This is a genomic window from Enterobacter cloacae complex sp. HYC003_NIDB, assembly GCF_056673375.1.
In genome coordinates, this window is sequence record NZ_CP114220.1 from 3,658,629 (window position 1) to 3,675,769 (window position 17,141).

17 protein-coding genes and 1 tRNA gene are annotated in these 17,141 nt (G+C 55.3%); 10 read left to right on the top strand and 8 right to left on the bottom strand.

Going from position 1 to position 17,141, the window contains the following annotated elements; translation table 11 throughout:
• Positions 1-9: 9 nt before the first annotated feature.
• Positions 10-86 (bottom strand) — tRNA-Arg (locus O1722_RS17595).
• Between the two features lie 303 nt (positions 87-389).
• Here O1722_RS17595 and O1722_RS17600 point away from each other — a divergent pair.
• The 3 genes from O1722_RS17600 to fimZ all read left to right on the top strand — a co-directional run bounded on the left by O1722_RS17600 (position 390) and on the right by fimZ (position 3,235).
• Positions 390-1,052: an EAL domain-containing protein gene (locus O1722_RS17600; protein ID WP_033486630.1), complete on the top strand. Its 663-nt coding sequence runs from the start codon at positions 390-392 to the stop codon at positions 1,050-1,052.
• 24 nt (positions 1,053-1,076) lie between these two features.
• Positions 1,077-1,793: a helix-turn-helix transcriptional regulator gene (locus O1722_RS17605; RefSeq protein WP_017383240.1), complete on the top strand. Its 717-nt coding sequence runs from the start codon at positions 1,077-1,079 to the stop codon at positions 1,791-1,793.
• A gap of 809 nt (positions 1,794-2,602) precedes the next feature.
• The gene (fimZ, locus tag O1722_RS17610) at positions 2,603-3,235 is read left to right on the top strand and encodes a fimbria biosynthesis transcriptional regulator FimZ (RefSeq protein WP_003858901.1); all 633 of its coding nucleotides are present in this window, start codon (positions 2,603-2,605) and stop codon (positions 3,233-3,235) included.
• Between the two features lie 50 nt (positions 3,236-3,285).
• On the opposite strand, the gene sfmF is transcribed toward fimZ, so the two are convergent.
• From sfmF to fimA, 6 genes are all read right to left on the bottom strand, one after another.
• Positions 3,286-3,807: a fimbria assembly protein gene (gene sfmF / locus O1722_RS17615; protein WP_017383239.1), complete on the bottom strand. Its 522-nt coding sequence runs from the start codon at positions 3,805-3,807 to the stop codon at positions 3,286-3,288.
• Between the two features lie 9 nt (positions 3,808-3,816).
• On the bottom strand, positions 3,817-4,824 hold the full coding sequence (gene fimH, locus O1722_RS17620; RefSeq protein WP_032670441.1) for a type 1 fimbria D-mannose specific adhesin FimH: 1,008 nt from the start codon (positions 4,822-4,824) through the stop codon (positions 3,817-3,819).
• On the bottom strand, positions 4,817-7,375 hold the full coding sequence (locus tag O1722_RS17625) for a fimbrial biogenesis usher protein (RefSeq protein WP_033486631.1): 2,559 nt from the start codon (positions 7,373-7,375) through the stop codon (positions 4,817-4,819). The genes fimH and O1722_RS17625 overlap by 8 nt, the downstream gene beginning before the upstream one ends.
• Before the next feature lie 14 nt (positions 7,376-7,389).
• Positions 7,390-8,082 carry a type 1 fimbria chaperone FimC gene (gene fimC / locus O1722_RS17630; RefSeq protein WP_015571222.1) on the bottom strand — a complete coding sequence of 231 codons (693 nt, stop codon included), beginning with the start codon at positions 8,080-8,082 and terminating at the stop codon, positions 7,390-7,392.
• Between the two features lie 34 nt (positions 8,083-8,116).
• Entirely contained in the window at positions 8,117-8,659 is a 543-nt protein-coding gene (fimI, locus tag O1722_RS17635) for a type 1 fimbrial protein subunit FimI (protein WP_033486633.1), read from the bottom strand.
• A gap of 69 nt (positions 8,660-8,728) precedes the next feature.
• On the bottom strand, positions 8,729-9,292 hold the full coding sequence (gene fimA / locus O1722_RS17640) for a type 1 fimbrial major subunit FimA (RefSeq protein WP_015571223.1): 564 nt from the start codon (positions 9,290-9,292) through the stop codon (positions 8,729-8,731).
• Between the two features lie 310 nt (positions 9,293-9,602).
• On the opposite strand from fimA, the gene folD reads away from it, so the two are divergent.
• The 5 genes from folD (at position 9,603) to O1722_RS17665 (ending at position 14,160) form a co-directional block, all read left to right on the top strand.
• Complete coding sequence (gene folD, locus O1722_RS17645; RefSeq protein ID WP_006809817.1) at positions 9,603-10,469, top strand: bifunctional methylenetetrahydrofolate dehydrogenase/methenyltetrahydrofolate cyclohydrolase FolD; 867 nt, start codon at positions 9,603-9,605, stop codon at positions 10,467-10,469.
• Positions 10,470-10,471: 2 nt separating this feature from the next.
• Positions 10,472-10,684 carry a ribosome-associated protein YbcJ gene (ybcJ, locus tag O1722_RS17650; protein ID WP_017694378.1) on the top strand — a complete coding sequence of 71 codons (213 nt, stop codon included), beginning with the start codon at positions 10,472-10,474 and terminating at the stop codon, positions 10,682-10,684.
• Between the two features lie 281 nt (positions 10,685-10,965).
• Entirely contained in the window at positions 10,966-12,465 is a 1,500-nt protein-coding gene (locus O1722_RS17655) for a PTS transporter subunit EIIC (protein ID WP_003858916.1), read from the top strand.
• An 83-nt stretch (positions 12,466-12,548) separates the two neighbouring features.
• On the top strand, positions 12,549-13,565 hold the full coding sequence (gene malI, locus O1722_RS17660) for a Mal regulon transcriptional regulator MalI (RefSeq protein ID WP_023303216.1): 1,017 nt from the start codon (positions 12,549-12,551) through the stop codon (positions 13,563-13,565).
• 73 nt (positions 13,566-13,638) lie between these two features.
• Entirely contained in the window at positions 13,639-14,160 is a 522-nt protein-coding gene (locus O1722_RS17665) for a metal-dependent hydrolase (protein WP_032647481.1), read from the top strand.
• A 91-nt stretch (positions 14,161-14,251) separates the two neighbouring features.
• Here the strand turns inward: O1722_RS17665 and cysS are convergent, their stop codons facing one another.
• Entirely contained in the window at positions 14,252-15,637 is a 1,386-nt protein-coding gene (gene cysS, locus O1722_RS17670; RefSeq protein WP_017383232.1) for a cysteine--tRNA ligase, read from the bottom strand.
• Between the two features lie 175 nt (positions 15,638-15,812).
• Here cysS and ppiB point away from each other — a divergent pair, with 175 nt between their 5' ends.
• Both ppiB and lpxH read left to right on the top strand, forming a co-directional pair.
• Entirely contained in the window at positions 15,813-16,307 is a 495-nt protein-coding gene (gene ppiB, locus O1722_RS17675; RefSeq protein WP_000256009.1) for a peptidylprolyl isomerase B, read from the top strand.
• Positions 16,308-16,310: 3 nt separating this feature from the next.
• Positions 16,311-17,033, top strand: a complete 723-nt coding sequence (gene lpxH / locus O1722_RS17680; protein WP_017694382.1) for a UDP-2,3-diacylglucosamine diphosphatase — start codon at positions 16,311-16,313, stop codon at positions 17,031-17,033.
• Positions 17,034-17,141: the final 108 nt, after the last annotated feature.

The following is a 17,141-nucleotide window of genomic DNA, read 5'->3' on the forward strand; positions in this document are numbered from 1 at the left end:
GTTTTTAAATGGCACGCCCTGTAGGATTCGAACCTACGACCTACGGCTTAGAAGGCCGTTGCTCTATCCAACTGAGCTAAGGGCGCACGGAGAAGAGTGTACTTCGCGGTGGTGAAACGCCTGGAATTATACGGTCAATGCGTAGTGAGTCAATGCCTTTTCCGCCTTCTCTGGCGATAATGACTAGCTGATTGTAAATACGGCTGTTTTTTCAACATTTATCCCTCTTTTACGGGCTGCGAAAAGGCTTAGCCGCTTTTAAGTAACGCCTGCTGTTTTCCTGTTTACTTCACCTTCACACTGTCCAGCGGTAACCCGGCCGCCTGGAGGCTGGAAGTGAACAGGACGACGGAGTGACAGCGCCAGACCAGACAGGTTTTCCCTCGTGCGTGCAGCACATCTCACACGATATTACAGGCATTAAGCTTGAACCCATTGTCGCCCTCTCATCTTCGCGCACGGTGGGGGCCGAAGTGCTCAGCGTGCTGTCGCCGCATCAGCAAAACGAAAGCTTTTTCCAGGACTGGTCCGCCGCCCGGGCGCTTATGCTGCTGGAAGCACAGATCGCCGCGTTAAAAAACCCCTTCCCCTGTGACAACCTTTTCATAAATTTGCCGATAACCGTTCTGACCATACCGGAAATGTTTCAGCGTTTACTGCAACTTAACAGCCCACCGCTGAACATTGAACTCGTGGAGCCTGCCTCGTTCTTTACACTCTCAGACCCGGCGCGTCTGAGGGTGAGTTGTGCGCTTCAGCAGTTGACCGCGCGAGGACACCGGATCTGGCTGGATGATATTGATGAAGCGTCAGGACAAGCATTTTTATCCTGCCGCCTGCCATTAAGCGGAATAAAAATCGATAAGATCGCTTTCTGGCGTTTACGTGAAACGCCGGCGCTGACACAGCTGGTCACCCTTTGTTCAAAAATCGCTGCGAATGTGCTTATTGAAGGCATTGAAACAGAACGGGACCGTACTTGCGCGCTTCATGCTGGCGCGCGCTTCGGTCAGGGATATTATTGGCCATCCTGGAGATGGCAGGAGGACTGAACGGTCATCGCCAAGAGGGAAGCTATGCGAATGACAGTGCGCCGTTACCGGCGTCGTCGGACAGGAAGTGATTCACTGGGTTCTACGCACTCGCCTTTTGCTCTCCCATTTTTTGATCGTCTCGAATATTTGAGCCAGTCAATCAACCAGACCCGCAAAACCGATGCTCCCTTTATCATTCTGGTCACACAGGATAATTTTTTCCGTTCCGGTTTACTGAGCGGGCAGTCGCCCCTGAGCAATTGCTGCGACTATTCCACGCTGGAAGCCGCCCTCAGTGATTTAAATCACTGGCCTTCATCGCGTCTGGTAATAGACATTGAGAGCCGCGCCTCGCCGCTCATCGACCTGCTGGACCGATTACGCCGCCACAGCCTGTTCGCCCCCTACCTGACACCCTACCTGCTCGTCCGCGCCGATGATTATGATGCTCGCCTGTTTTGTAAAGCGGCTGGCCCTTTTCATGTGCTTGAACGCCAGCTAACGGCGCTGGCTATGCAACAAACCTTGCTGGAAGCACCGTCACCCGCCGGCAACCGCAAAGAGTGGTTTTCACGGGATGAATGGCCGATCTTACAGGCGCTGTCGCAGGGGAGCTCCTTGCGGCAGATCGCGCAGTTACAAAACCGCCCCTACAGCCGCATTATTTACCGTCTCAGCTGCATCCTGGCGAAACTTGGGCTGAATCATCGTCATGAGTTGCTACATCTTCTCAACAACCTCTCAGATTTCACGTATTAACGTATTCAGTAACTTCTTAATTCCTAAAGACCTTTAGGAAATTACTTAGGATATATGTTAAATTTTTGTGTTTTTTAACAAAACTTTCGATTTTATAACTATTCCTAATTCCAGGTCTTAAACCATGCGAAATGCTGCCGGTACGCTCAACGAGAGTGATTTTATCCATGCGTTAAGGTTCTGGCGCTTCAGTTAACAGGATGATAATGGTGTAAAAACAAGCGATTCACCTGTAAAAGAATGCGATGAGAGGTGAAGAAAACAGCAGATAGTACTGTTCTGTTGTTGGGAACGGCAATTTGCCAGGAGGCGTTTGAAACGGAGAGATGACGCACGAAATGGCGGATTTCAGGGATGGCAGGCAGGCGGGATGCTGGTTGTCACAGCCTGCTCGCTGTTAACATTCATTTAACATACAGTAAAATCGTTTATTTTTTGTTATTACATAAAGATGAAAGTGTGTGGTAAATGCAATATCAGGACATTTTTGCTAATTTTAAAAAGTTAGTGATTCAGATCCAGAACATAATAATCAGCAATATATGGATATTAATTTACAGGCTTTTCGGACAATACTTAAACGGTATAATAAGACGTGTTTGACACGCGAATAAGAAAAATCATTTTGCCATAACCAGCCTTATGAGATAACTGCGCTGAGGCATTGATATCACCACTACGTAAACAAGGATGCTTTCGCTCTTCCCAGGGACATTTACCGTACAAGGATCTGCGCAATTATCCTTCCGGCTTTTCGAGAGTTTTAACAAAACTCAGCATAACGCTTTTAACAATCTGAGGCATAAAAAATGAAACCGGCATCCGTTATCATTATGGACGAACACCCTATCGTCAGAATGTCGATAGAAGTCCTGCTACAGAAAAATAAAAACATCCAGGTCAAACTGAAGTCAGGCGACAGCCACGAGGTGCTTGACTGTATACGCAACCACCCCATTGACCTGGTCATTCTCGATATTGAAATGACGGGCACGGATGGGTTCGTATTACTGAAAAGAATCAGGAACTTAAATAAAGACATTAAGGTTCTTTTCCTCTCTTCGAAATCTGAAGCCTTCTACGCAGGACGCGCCATCCGCGCCGGGGCAAATGGTTTTGTCAGTAAGCGAAAAGATCTGGGGGAAATTTATAACGCGGTGGAAATGATCCTGACGGGCTATTCCTTCTTCCCCTCAGAAACATTGAGTTTTATAAACCATCTGGGCTCGCGGACGGGCGCCGCCGTGGATATGCCATTATCGAATCGTGAAGTGACGGTTCTGCGATATCTGGCGAACGGATTATCTAATAAGGAGATTGCGGATCAATTATTACTTAGCAACAAAACAATTAGCGCCCATAAGTCTAATATCTTTTCCAAGCTGGGCGTGCAAAGTATCGTTGAATTAATTGATTACGCGAAAGCGCACGAATTACTATAATCCTACCCTCTCCCTGCAACATATAACCGTTACAGGGAGAGTGGATACGATTAATTATAATTAATCATGAAAGTTGCATCGGCGTCAGCCCGTCCCGGCTGCGGGTTATCCGCCGTGGCGATATAATTGGCATAAAACGACAGTTCGGCATTTCCCTGCGCATCTACCGCCACCGTCTGGCTGGTCTGCTGCAACGCGAGGCGCGTTTTATCCCGGTCGAGGATCTCCACGGCCACGTTGCTGGCCGCGCTGGCATCATTCAGCGCCAGCAGGCTGTTATCATGCCCGTCCATCTTCCCCGTAAATGTGACCGAAGCCGCCCCCGGCGGACATCCGGTCAGCTTCAGGGTGAACGGTACAGGCTGCGTCCGGCTCCCCGTTGTGCGAAGCTGTTTCGTGGGCCAGGTGCCGAGCGTGACGGTTTTATTGCTGTCGTCCCCCTCCGCCACGCAGGTAAAATCCACGATATTGCCGTAGAGCTGAATGTTAATTTCCCCAAGCGCCGTCTCTGCGTGTGCAGGGGAGCAAAGCGCAAAGAGAGCGACGGCTAAATACCGCATTCCGTTTCGCATACCTGTTCCTTAGTCGTAATCGACGCGTAAATAGCCGCGAGAGGTAAAACGCCCCTCGGCAGGTTTTTTACCGGTTACGCTGACGGGCCACGCGCGGATCCCCACCTGCGCCTGAGCGCTGTCGTCCAGACGGAACGGGATTTTGCTGGTCAGGTTGTTGGGCGTCAGCGGCACGCCATTACTGTTGGCAATCACAAAACCCACATCCGCGTTATCGGAAACCAGCGCACTGCCTGAAACCTTCTCCGCTTCAACACGCATCGTGAGCATGGCGTTCGCCTCGACGTTGGTGCATTTGATGGCGATGGTTTTGCTTTGCGCTGAGATCCCCTCCGGCTTATTCCCGATGCCTGCTTTACTGAACAGGGAGGCGCCGATGTCTCCGAAATCGAACTCCACCACATTCCCGGCATTGATTTCACAGCTCTGAGGCACCTGAATAGTCCCGCTGTAGCTGATGGTATAAACCGGCGTGGTGAGCGGATCCGAGGAGGTCGTGGTGACGTAAACCCGGAACATGGTCGCCCGGGGGATCACCACCATATTGATAAAGCGTCGGGTCACTTTAAGCCGGAAGACGAGGCTGGAATCCTGTACGCCAAACGGTTTGTTTTTAGACACATTCGGGTGGCTCCCCATCTGAATGTAGCTTTTGGGCGGATAAAACGTGCCAGCGTAGCTGTCGGTAATTTTCATCGCCCCGTCCAGATAGTCGTTTAGCTTCAGATATTGGTAGCCATCGCTGGTGCCCGTAACAGGGAAATCGGTAACATAGCTGCGCTTGGTGGTGTTCCCGGACGTTCCCTTAGGGCAGACGGCGTTGACGCCCACCCACTGGGACTTCTCGCTGAGCGTGACAATCTGCCCCACCTGGTTATTGGAGCTGTTAAATTTATCCGTCAGGTCGTAATACACCTCCGTCGGCACGCCATTTTCATTGACGCAGACCGTGGCGAAGGCCTCAGATAGCGGAAAAAACGCCAGCAGGGATAGCCCCAGATAATGGATTTTATTCACAGCGGATCCCCTTAAGTGTGATCGCCTGTTGCAGGCTTTGTTCTGGCAGGCTGTAGGGCGCACGACACTGGGACTGTTTCCCGTCTCCCCACTGAATCAGCAGTTCTCCGCTCAGCGGCAGCCCGCTCAGGTAAATCTGACCGTCATCTCCCACCATGCTGGTTACGCCGCTCTGCGTCTCACGCACCACCGCCCCAAACGGTACAGGCTGGTTATCACGCTTCACGGTGAGCAGCGCACGCACGCCGATGCGGGTGTCAAAACTGGCGCGCACCAGCGCACCGTTCGTCGGCACGACGCTGGAAACGTTATTTTCAATGTCGGTGTTGTTGCTCATAGTGTTGGTGTCGAGCGCCACGCGGTTGTAACGGTACACCGTGGCGTACGGCATCACCGCATAGCCACGCCAGTCTGTTTTGACGCCGGTCTGGTTTTCGACGCTCACGCCTGACGCGCCCGGCGCTTTGATCAAGACGTTGGTATCGCCCAGCGGCTGACTGAATGTGATGCCGTCTGAATGCCCTACCACGCCGCCGGAGAGCTGCCAGTTGAGGTCGTGCTGATCCCGGGCGTAGTTGTAGCCCACGCCCAGCGTGCCGTACGTCGCCTGCCAGTTAGCGCTGGCGCTGCCGCTGGCACCGTTATTGCTGGTGTGACCCTGCGTGACGCTGTAGTTCAGGTTACGATCCTGGAGCAGCGTTCCGCTGATCCCGGTCTGCCAGCTGGTATCACCGTCGCTGTTACGGCTGGCAGAGGCTGTGGCATAGGCCCGGTCGATCGCGTTATCGCGACGGTAGCCGTGACGGGTGAACAGGCTGAACGGGACGGAGACGTTGAACGAGGCGATCCGGTCGGTTCCGTCAATGCCGACGGCCTTGTTCCACGACCAGGATAAGGCGTAGCTGACCCCTTTCACCCCGCCCGCGTAGCCAAGCTGATACCAGACGTTGGATTCGCTGGTGCCCCAGTAACTCTGCTGGCTGCCCGACACGTACACCGAGCCGTAATCGCCGAGAGACTGGGAGATATTGAGCTGGAAACGCCCTTTTTTATTCAGCGTCAGGTTGTGATAGCTCTGCACGTCCGGCACGCCGTCATCGTCCTGATCGTCGCCATACTGGTAGCCTTCCATTGTGCGCCAGGCCACATCGTCGAGGGTGTAGAAGCCTTTGGTCGAGTAGCGATAGCCCAGCAGCTGGAAGTTGGTGCCGAATCCGTTAAGGGATTTTGCGTACAGGAACCGCAGGGACTGCCCTTCATGGCGGCTGTCATCGGCAAGCTGGCTGCGGGCATGGGTGAGATCAAGTGAAACCGCCCCCCAGTCACCGAGGTTTTTACCCGCGCCAATGGCGATGGCGGTATAGCGCGAGGCCAGCTGCGTTCCGCCGTACAGCGTGTAGCTGTCGGCAAGACCCGCAATCATCGTACCCTGAGTAAAGAACGGCGTGTCCTGCTCGCTGTTGCCGCTGCGATAGTCCCCTGCCACCAGATCGTATTTCCAGCGTCCTTCACGCTGGAGCAGCGGAACGGTGGAATACGGGACGGTGTAGCGCTGCTGGCTGCCGTCCTTCTCTTCCACCGTCACCTCCAGGTCACCGCTTGAGGAGGTCGGGTTAAGATCAGTTATCGCAAAAGCCCCCGGCTGCACATAGCTCTGGTAAATCACGTATCCGTTCTGGCGGATCACTACTTTGGCAGGGGTGCGGGCGATTCCGCGCACGGTAGGCGCGTAACCTTGCAGGCTGTCCGGGTACATACTGTCGGACGAATAGAGGCGACCACCGCGAAAACCAACGCTGTCGAAGACATCGTTACCGGTGTTGCTGTCGCCAAGCACCAGCTCGCTTTTCAGCGGGATGATCGTACGCTGCGCCCAGGTACCAATATTTTGCCAGCTGCTGTGCCGCTGGCCGTTGCTTTCGGTATAACGCCACGCGCCGTTATTGCGTAATCGCCAGGCGCCATAGTTCAACCCGCTTTGCAGGTTCAGATAGTAGCTGTCGTCGTCGCTGCCCCGGTTGCCGGTAAAGCTGTAGTTCAGCAGCGCGGCGGGGATGCCTTCATCCCACTGTTCAGGCGGAATATACCCGCGGGCGCTGTTTTGCATCGCCACCTGAGGCAGGCTGACGTTCAGGCGCAACGAGGCGAAGTTGAACGCCGTTTCGCTGCCCGGAATAGCCGTGGTGAGCGGAACGCAGGTATCGCCCTGCACGTTGCTCAGTTCCGGGAAGGCGGCGATATTGACGCCAAAGCGATCGAGCATCGCGCGCGTAATGCACGGCGACAAACCGCCCGCGACCGGCGGCGTGTTGTCAGCTTGCTCAAACCGCACGTCCTGCGTGCCGATAAACTCATCGTTACGCCAGATATCGACGCGATAGACGCCCGGTGCCTGCTGGTGGCCTTTTTCGAAACGCGACAAATCCGCCACGTTCGCCGTGTCATCGGAGAGAAACGCCGGGTTAAAGTAGCTTTCGCCCCAGCCAGCGAGTGGCCAGAGCGTTGCCATCAGTGCCAGCGCAACCGGGCAGTAACGCCATTGAGTGTTCATCGCCCTGTCTCTGCTCACAGGCTGACGCTACGCGCCGGCGTAATGGCGCCATAGTCATTCACACTCTGCCAGGAGAGCGTGCCGCTCGCAGCGGCAGGCAGCACCTGCTGTGCCGAGCTTTTAGGGGCAACCATCAGGTTATCCAGCGTCTGACCGCCGAGCTTCAGATTGACCAGCGTGACGTAATACGGCGAGGCATTGCTCACCTTAAGATGGTTGCCGACGCGCTCAAAGCGCAGCTGTGAGAGCGCCTCTTCCGGCGGCATCGCCAGGTTAGCCGGGCGAACAAACAGCTTGATACGTGACAGAATAGCCAGTTGCAGGACGTTGTTGCCGTCCTGATGTTTTTTGCTGACGGAGGGAATCGCTTTGACGTTCATGTAAAAGAGCGATTCGCGATCGGCAGGCAGCGCCGGGCCTGCGTAGATAATGCGCAGGGTGTTTTCGCTGGCCGGCTCGCTGACAAACAGCGGCGGCGTGACGGCAAAGGTTTTTTCCTTTTGCCCGTTGGCATTTTCTATCCACGCGTTAATTAAATAGCGCTCTTGTTTATTGCTGTTGGTGATCGCCAGCGACGTTTGTTTGGCATCGGCCGGATAAATAACGCGCGTCGCGCCCAGCGCAATCCCGCCGGACGCATTCGCGCTGGCAGAAACCATCATCAAAATAAAAGCTAAAAACAGTCCAGGTTTAATCAGGGTGTTCATCACAACCGTACCTTTAATAATTAGTTCGCAGGCGTCAGGGATAAATCAACGTAAACCAGACATTCGACTGAATAGTGCCTGGTACAAGGTGTTCGGAAATTGCCCGGTAGCGGGCGCTGAAATGAAATACCAGCTCGCGGGTGTCAATGGGTAACCAGCTCACCGCCGTCGCGTTCGGGATGATCTGACGTTGCTGTTCGTCAAAAAGCGCCAGCCCGACACCGCTGCTGACCGCATTTTCCCCCGGCCGCGATGTCGCCAGGAAAACCTGCGGATCTTCTGCCGGTGTCACTCCCTGGAACTGGATCCCCACGATGCGGGAGACGTCCACGCTGCAATCCAGCAGACGTACGGTGAAAGGCACATTAACCGTGGAAAAGCTGCCGACGCCGGAAAAGGCGTTTGTGCGGTATTGCCCCATATCCACGCGCATATTCTGGCTGTCCGGGGCCACGGCGCAGCCGCCGTTCACCAGCTCTCCCCTGAGGTGTACTTTGCCGCCGTCTATGACCACGGTATGTGCGTTTACCGCTGAGGCAATCGCAAGGGCACACAGCAGTATCCCAGTCCTTGTCATCCTTCGCTCCCGGTATAGGCGATCAAAAGACCTCTTCCCTGAGGCCAGCCACATCCCTGTACTCAGGCATTACTCGTATTTCATTACGAATGTTGCGTCCGCGTTTGCCTGGCCTGGCTCGGTGGTCGCCGCCGTGGCTTTATAGCGCGCGGTGAAGTTCAGGGTGTTAGTCCCTTCAATCAGGTTCTGCGCCGCAGAGAAGGTGGCGCCGTCCGGAGTCAGCGTGGAGGATTTGCTGTCGAGGATCTCAATACCCACGCCCTTCGCGGAGTTGTCGTTATTACCGGAGCTTACCGCCAGCAGCGTTTTGTCGGTGGCGTCGATCTGGCCGGTAAACGCGACAGCAGCGGTTTTCGCTACCGCAGGATCGCAGTCGTTCAGTTCGATGGTGAACGGAATATTGGAGGTGGTGTCACCTACTTTAGTGAATTTCGCGGTACGGTACTGGCCAAGATTAACCGTCTGCTCTGAAGAGTCAGTATTCACTGAACACGCGGCATTCACTAATTCACCTTTAAAATGCACCGTACCACCGTTTACAGATACAGGCGTGGTAGTATCTTCTGCGTGAGCGGCACCCGCGACCAGGGCCAGAGTTGCAATAACAGTAGAAGCAATGTTGCTGAGTTTCATGTCTATTCCTTTAAAATGTAAATAACCCTTCCCGCGCATATTCGGGAATAAGAAATACGATCAATTAAAAAATTGAAGGCTTATTTCGGAGAGGACAAAGTAGCTCAGGAATTTATTTTGTAATATGTCAAAACGCTGCCATTTTGCCAGGTCACATCCTAATCACCTCTAAGAAATTGACCATGCCCTGAGAAGGGATTTTGCGGGACATCGATGAAATCTCGTAAAGGGTGACTGACAGCGGCGCTCGCTTCTGACAAAATACAGGCAATCCCTCCTTTCTAACGTTACAGACGGAATCTTCTCTCTGATGGCAGCAAAGATTATTGACGGTAAAACGATTGCGCAGCAGGTGCGCTCTGAGGTTGCGGAAAAAGTGAAGGCGCGTAAAGCCGCCGGATTTCGCGCCCCCGGGCTGGCCGTTGTGCTGGTTGGCAGCAACCCGGCTTCGCAAATTTATGTCGGCAGCAAACGCAAAGCGTGTGAAGAGGTGGGGTTCGTCTCCCGCTCTTACGATCTGCCGGAAACCACCAGCGAAGCGGAACTGCTGGAACTGATCGACACTCTGAATGCCGATAAAGAGATCGACGGCATCCTGGTTCAGCTGCCGCTGCCTGCGGGCATTGACAACGTGAAGGTGCTGGAGCGCATCGCGCCGGACAAAGACGTTGACGGTTTCCATCCGTATAACGTGGGCCGCCTGTGCCAGCGCGCGCCGCGCCTGCGTCCGTGCACCCCGCGCGGCATCGTGACGCTGCTGGAGCGTTATAACATCGATACCTATGGCCTCAACGCCGTGGTGATTGGCGCCTCCAACATCGTGGGCCGCCCGATGAGCATGGAGCTGCTGCTGGCGGGCTGTACCACCACCGTTACCCACCGCTTCACTAAAAACCTGCGTCACCACGTCGAAAACGCCGATCTGCTGATCGTTGCGGTCGGCAAGCCGGGCTTTATTCCGGGCGAGTGGATCAAAGAGGGCGCAATCGTCGTGGACGTGGGTATTAACCGTCTGGAAAACGGCAAAGTGGTCGGCGACGTGGTGTATGAAGATGCCGCAGCGCGCGCATCCTATATTACTCCGGTCCCGGGCGGCGTAGGCCCGATGACGGTAGCAACACTGATTCAGAATACCTTGCAGGCGTGCGAGGAGTATCACGACGTAGAGGACGCGTAATCATGGCAACTTTTTCTTTGGGTAAACACCCGCACGTTGAGCTGTGCGATCTGCTGAAGCTGGAAGGCTGGAGCGAAAGCGGCGCGCAAGCGAAGATCGTCATCGCCGACGGGCAGGTAAAAGTAGACGGCGCGGTGGAAACCCGCAAGCGCTGCAAAATTGTCGCGGGTCAGACCGTGAGCTTTGCAGGACAGAGCGTGACCGTGACGGCCTGAGCTGTCTGATGCCCGGTGGCGCTGCGCTTACCGGGCCTACGTACTGTCTCCGTTTGTAGGCCGGGTAAGGCGAAGCCGCCACCCGGCAATTTCTCTCACAATCCCCTCACACCCATCACGGTTAATTATCGATCAACTTCAAATAATCACTATTCCCTCTGGAGAAATGTGAAAATTAAGTTGCGCGATTTTCAGACTTTCCCCACGATAAGTAGAACGTTCTACTAAAACGTTCTACTTAAATAACAGCGTGAAAAAAGCGCTACTCGGGGGAAATCAGCATGAGCCTGATATCAGGGTTTGTTAAATCGCTGTCTAAGTTATCGATGATTGGTCGCGCCTTAATGCTGCCAATTTCACTGCTTCCCGCTGCGGGCCTGCTGCTGGCCTTCGGCGATAAGTTCCATTTGCCGCTGATGATGAACGCCGGCGGGGTTATCTTTGATAACCTGCCGATGCTGTTCGCCATCGGCTCTGCCGTCGGACTGGCTTCGGAATCCGGCATTGCCGCACTCTCTGCGGCGGTCTCCGTGTTTGTCACCAACATCACCATCAGCACCGTGCTGAGCATCACGCCGGAAATGGCCTCTCAGGGCGGCAAATACGCCATGGTCGTTGGCATTCCGACGTTGCAGATGGGCGTCTTTGGCGGCCTGATCTGCGGTATTCTTGCGGCCTGGTGTTACAACCGCTTCCACACCATGCAGCTGCCGGAGTTCCTCGGCTTCTTCTCCGGCAAGCGCTTTGTGGCGATTGCGACGGCGTTTCTGTCGTTCCTGCTCGGCCTGCTGCTGCCGTACGTCTGGCAGCATATTCAGTCCGGGATCGACGCCCTGTCCGTGGTGGTGAACGGCGATAACCAGGCGGCCTCGACCTTTATCTTCGGGCTGGTGGAGCGCGCGTTGATCCCGCTCGGCCTGCACCATATCTGGTATCCATCCTTCTGGTATTCCTTCGGGGATTACACTACCCAGGCGGGACAGGTGATCCACGGTGACCAGACCATCTGGTTCAAGATGCTGGAAGAGGGAGTGAAATCCTTCAGCAGCGACACCTACCAGAACGCCGGGAAATTCATGCAGGGCGAGTTCCCGCTGATGCTGTTCGCACTGCCCGCGGCGTGTCTGGCGATGTACCACGAAGCGCACACGAAGAATAAGAAAATCGCGGCCGGTATTCTGTTCTCCGCTGCCCTCACCTGCTTCCTGACGGGCATCACCGAGCCGGTAGAGTTCACCTTTATCTTCGTGGCGCCGATCCTTTACGTCTTCAACGCCATCATGGCGGGCCTGGCGTACATGACCATGTACCTGCTGCATGCGCACATCGCCAAGTCGTTCTCGGCGGGCTTTATCGACTACCTGTCGTTCGGGATCCTGCCGTCGTTTAACGGCTATCAGACCAACTTCCTGAGCGCCATTATCATCGGCATTCCGATGGCATTGATCTACTACTTCACCTTCCGCTTCGTGATCCGTCGCTTCGACGTGAAAACGCCGGGCCGCACCGAAGTGACCGCCAGCGCGAATGACAAGTCCGATTCCGAACTTGCCACCGAAATCATCGGCCTGCTGGGCGGTGCGCAGAACATTGATTCCGTCGGCTCCTGCATCACACGTCTGCGTCTGGAAGTGGCGAAGAGCGAAGCGGTGGACCGGGACGGGCTGAACGGGCTTGGCGCGCGCGGCGTGGTGTTCGTTGGCGATAACGGAATACAGGTGATTTTCGGGGCCAGAGCACAGTTTATCGCCCAGACCATGTCCACGATGATTGGCAAATAATAAGATGCCTGAAGGAGGCGTCTCCTGTACGCTGGGGGACGCCTCTTATCTGGCTGATAATTGGGAAATTTCAGGGAGCGGTTTTGAAGAAAGTCAGCATTATTGATGTCGCAAAGCATGCGGGCGTGTCGGTTTCTACCGTTTCGCTGGTGCTGCGCCAGAAAGGGAAGATCTCAGAGGCGACGATCGGGAAGGTCAATGCCGCCATCACAACGCTGGGCTATGTTCATAACGTCGCCGCTGCCAATCTTCGCGCCAACACCTCCAACTTAATCGGCCTGATCCTGCGCGACTTCAGCGACAGCTTTTCCATCAAGGTGATGGCGAGCATCGTTCAGGAGCTGGAGAAACAGGGTTATATGGTATTTCTCGGTCAGCCGCTGAACGACGGCGAACATCTTGAGCGTACCCTGCTCTCATTTAAGCAGCAGGGCGTGGCGGGCGTCATCTACCTGGCGTCGGACACCCGCGCCGCCTCTCTTCCGGAACACATTCGTCACTGCCCGCTGCCGCTTGTGGCGGTTTCGCAGTCGTTGCTGGAAGAGAAATGCAACCTGGTGATGCGCGATAACCGCCAGGCGGCGAACCTGGCCGCGCGTTATCTTATCGAGCGCGGGCACCGCAACATCGCCTACATTGGCGGGCGCGACGGGTGCCGTATCCGCGAGCAGCGCCTGCTTGGTTTTCGCAGCGCGATGACGCAGAGCGGCCTGGTCTGGCGTGAGGAATATTCTCCCGCCTGCACCGATGACACGCAGGCGGCGGCCATGGCGACTCGTCAGCTGCTGGAGAAGAACAACACGATTACCGCCCTGCTCTGCCATTCACCGGACGCGATGATCGGTTCAATCTCAGGTATTCACCAGGTGGGGCGCACGGTGGGTAAAGACGTGTTTTTAACCCAGCAGGTGGCGCTGATTGGTTTTGAAGATATGCTCCACGTTAATCTCACGTCGCCGTCACTGACTTACGTTTCGTCTGCCAGCGAAGAGACCGGCCGCCAGGCGGCAGGGCTGATGATCCGCAGGCTGAAAGAGCCGGATCTGCAAACGCAGCGCATTACCCTCTCCGGGCAGCTTATCGCGCGGGAATCGGCGTAAAATCAGAATTTAGCACAGGTTTGCTGCGGCGGATCTGCTGCTATATTCCCATGATTTGCCATGGATAAATGCAATGCCTACCATTATCACCCACGCTGCCGTACCTCTGTGTCTGGGCTTAGGGCTCGGAACCAAAGTCATCCCACCCCGCCTGCTGTTTGCCGGGATCGTCCTCGCCATGCTGCCCGATGCCGACGTACTGGCGTTTAAATTCGGTGTCGCCTACGGGAATATTTTCGGCCACCGCGGTTTCACTCATTCGCTACTGTTTGCCCTGGTGGTGCCGATACTCTGCGTGCTGGCAGGCCGACGTTGGTTCAGGGCCAGCCTGACGCGGTGCTGGCTGTTTTTAACCGTGTCATTGCTGTCGCACAGCCTGCTGGATTCAATAACGACAGGCGGGAAAGGCGTCGGCTGGCTGTGGCCATGGTCTGATGAACGCTTCTTTGCGCCGTGGCAGGTCATTAAGGTCGCGCCGTTTGCGCTGTCACGCTACACCACGCCGTACGGGCATCAGGTAATCATTTCAGAACTGCTGTGGGTGTGGCTGCCGGGGATGGTGCTGATGGGGTTGCTGTGGTGGAGGCGGAGGTAAAAGAAAAGCCGGGTGGCGGCTACGCCTTACCCGGCCTACGGTCGTGATTTTGTAGGCCCGGTAAGCGTTAGCGCCACCGGGCGTTACGGACCTACTTACGACGCCAGGTGGTTCCCTGCGGGCCGTCTTCCAGAATAATGCCCATCTCGGTCAGACGGTTACGCGCCGCATCCGCCGCCGCCCAGTCTTTCGCCTGACGCGCTTCGAGACGTGCTTTGATCAGTGCTTCAATTTCCGCCACTTCACCGTCGTCCGCCTGCGCGCCGCTTTGCAGGAACAGGTCCGGCTCCTGCTCCAGCAGGCCGAGCACGGAAGAGAGCTTACGCAGATGAGACGCCAGCGCATTGGCCGCCGCCATATCTTCTGACTTCAGGCGGTTCACCTCACGCGCCATGTCGAACAGCACGGAGTAGGCTTCCGGGGTGTTGAAGTCGTCGTTCATGACCTCAACGAAGCGGGCCTCGAACGCCTCACCGCCTGCGGCCGGAACAGATTTATCGGTGCCGCGCAAGGCGGTATACAGACGCTCCAGCGCAGCGCGAGCCTGCTTCAGGTTCTCTTCGCTGTAGTTCAGCTGGCTGCGATAGTGGCCAGACATCAGGAAGTAGCGCACGGTTTCCGCGTCGTAATACTTCAGCACGTCGCGCACGGTGAAGAAGTTACCCAGCGATTTCGACATCTTCTCGCGGTCAACCATCACCATCCCGGAGTGCATCCAGTAGTTCACGTACTCGCCGCCGTGTGCACAGGTGGACTGCGCGATTTCGTTTTCATGGTGCGGGAACATCAGATCCGAACCGCCGCCATGGATGTCGAAATGGTTGCCCAGCTGCTTGCAGTTCATCGCGGAACATTCAATGTGCCAGCCCGGACGCCCTTCGCCCCACGGGGATGGCCAGCTCGGTTCGCCCGCTTTGGACATTTTCCACAGCACGAAGTCCATCGGATTACGCTTCACGTCAACCACGTCTACGCGCGCACCGGCCTGGAGCTGGTCCAGATCCTGGCGGGAAAGCGCACCGTAGGTTGGGTCCGTCGGTACCGAGAACATCACGTCACCGTTGTCCGCCACATAGGCGTGACCGCGCTCGATCAGCTTTTGAGTGATATCAATGATTTCATGGATATGGTGGGTCGCACGCGGCTCGCTGTCCGGGCGCAGAATATTTAAGGCATCAAAATCCTTGTGCATTTCGGCGATCATGCGATCCACCAGCGCGACAAAGCTTTCGCCATTTTCATTAGCACGTTTAATGATTTTGTCGTCGATGTCGGTGATATTGCGCACGTACTTCAGGTTGTAGCCCAGGAAGCGCAGGTAGCGTGACACCACGTCGAACGCGACAAAGGTACGGCCATGGCCGATATGACAGAGATCGTAAACCGTAATACCACACACGTACATGCCGACTTCCCCGGCATGGATAGGTTTAAATTCCTCTTTTTGGCGCGTCATTGTATTAAAGATTTTTAACATCGAAGATTCCATGTAAACACGTGTGTGGATTGTTTGTTCCTTATAATACCCATATTTCGGAGTACGGTCAGCACACAATGCAAGGTGATCGTGTCCTGTGGTTATGCTATAACAAGCCCCTATATGTGACCCGAGCACGGGTCGACGCACCACAATAACGGAACAGGATGCAAAAATGGTTACTTTCCACACTAATCATGGCGATATCGTAATCAAAACCTTTGATGACAAAGCGCCTGAAACAGTTAAAAACTTCCTGGACTACTGCCGCGAAGGTTTCTACAACAACACTATTTTCCACCGTGTGATCAACGGCTTTATGATCCAGGGCGGCGGTTTCGAGCCTGGCATGCGCCAGAAAGAGACGAAAGAAGCGATCAAAAACGAAGCGAACAACGGCCTGAAAAACACCCGTGGTACGCTGGCAATGGCCCGTACTCAGGCGCCACACTCTGCGACCGCACAGTTCTTCATCAACGTAGCGGACAACGACTTCCTGAACTTCTCTGGCGAAAGTCTGCAAGGCTGGGGCTACTGCGTATTCGCAGAAGTGGTTGAAGGGATGGACGTGGTCGACAAGATCAAAGCCGTTTCTACTGGCCGCAGCGGTATGCACCAGGACGTTCCTAAAGAAGACGTTGTGATCACAAGCGTGACCGTCAGCGAGTAATTCGTGGCGACACTCTTTATTGCGGATCTGCATCTGCAAACAGAAGAACCGGCGATAACCGCCGGTTTTCTGCGTTTTTTACGCGGTGAAGCGAAAAGCGCCGACGCGCTGTACATTCTGGGCGACCTGTTTGAGGCCTGGATAGGCGACGACGATCCGAACCCGCTGCACCGTGAGATAGCTGCGGCCATTAAAGTGCTGGTGGATTCCGGCGTCCCCTGCTATTTCATTCACGGCAACCGTGATTTCCTGATCGGCCAGCGCTACGCCCGCGAGAGCGGTATGACGCTGCTGCCGGAAGAGCAGGTGCTCAACCTCTATGGCCGCAATATTCTGATCATGCACGGCGACACGCTCTGCACTGACGATACCGGCTACCTGGCGTTTCGCGCCAAAGTTCACACCCCGTGGATCCAGAAAGTGTTCCTCGCCCTGCCACTGTTTATCCGCAACCGCATCGCCGCCAGAATGCGCGCGGGCAGCAAGGCCGCCAACAGCAGCAAATCGATGACCATCATGGACGTCAATCCGCAGGCGGTGGTGAAGGTGATGGAGAAGCATCGCGTTCAGTGGTTGATCCACGGCCATACCCATCGTCCCGATGTGCATTCCCTTATCGCCAACGGCGAGCCCGCCCATCGCGTGGTTTTAGGCGCCTGGCACAGCGAAGGATCGATGGTCAAAGTTACGCCGGAAGGTGTGGAACTGATCGCCTTCCCGTTTTAACGCCTCCCCGTCTTTTCGCTCATTTCCCGACCACGCAACCGTTTTCCTTGCCGGTATTACATGCTATTCTCTGTGCCCTCGAAAGCAGTGTGTTCCGCACCACAGGAG

Excerpts from the sequence above, each read along its gene's own strand:
- O1722_RS17605 (WP_017383240.1), top strand. The coding sequence starts at position 1,077 with ATGCGAATGACAGTGCGCCGTTACCGGCGTCGTCGGACAGGAAGTGAT.
- fimZ (WP_003858901.1), top strand. The coding sequence starts at position 2,603 with ATGAAACCGGCATCCGTTATCATTATGGACGAACACCCTATCGTCAGA.
- sfmF (WP_017383239.1), bottom strand. The coding sequence starts at position 3,807 with ATGCGAAACGGAATGCGGTATTTAGCCGTCGCTCTCTTTGCGCTTTGC.
- O1722_RS17625 (WP_033486631.1), bottom strand. The coding sequence starts at position 7,375 with ATGAACACTCAATGGCGTTACTGCCCGGTTGCGCTGGCACTGATGGCA.
- fimC (WP_015571222.1), bottom strand. The coding sequence starts at position 8,082 with ATGAACACCCTGATTAAACCTGGACTGTTTTTAGCTTTTATTTTGATG.
- fimI (WP_033486633.1), bottom strand. The coding sequence starts at position 8,659 with ATGACAAGGACTGGGATACTGCTGTGTGCCCTTGCGATTGCCTCAGCG.
- fimA (WP_015571223.1), bottom strand. The coding sequence starts at position 9,292 with ATGAAACTCAGCAACATTGCTTCTACTGTTATTGCAACTCTGGCCCTG.
- folD (WP_006809817.1), top strand. The coding sequence starts at position 9,603 with ATGGCAGCAAAGATTATTGACGGTAAAACGATTGCGCAGCAGGTGCGC.
- ybcJ (WP_017694378.1), top strand. The coding sequence starts at position 10,472 with ATGGCAACTTTTTCTTTGGGTAAACACCCGCACGTTGAGCTGTGCGAT.
- O1722_RS17655 (WP_003858916.1), top strand. The coding sequence starts at position 10,966 with ATGAGCCTGATATCAGGGTTTGTTAAATCGCTGTCTAAGTTATCGATG.
- O1722_RS17665 (WP_032647481.1), top strand. The coding sequence starts at position 13,639 with ATGCCTACCATTATCACCCACGCTGCCGTACCTCTGTGTCTGGGCTTA.
- cysS (WP_017383232.1), bottom strand. The coding sequence starts at position 15,637 with ATGTTAAAAATCTTTAATACAATGACGCGCCAAAAAGAGGAATTTAAA.
- ppiB (WP_000256009.1), top strand. The coding sequence starts at position 15,813 with ATGGTTACTTTCCACACTAATCATGGCGATATCGTAATCAAAACCTTT.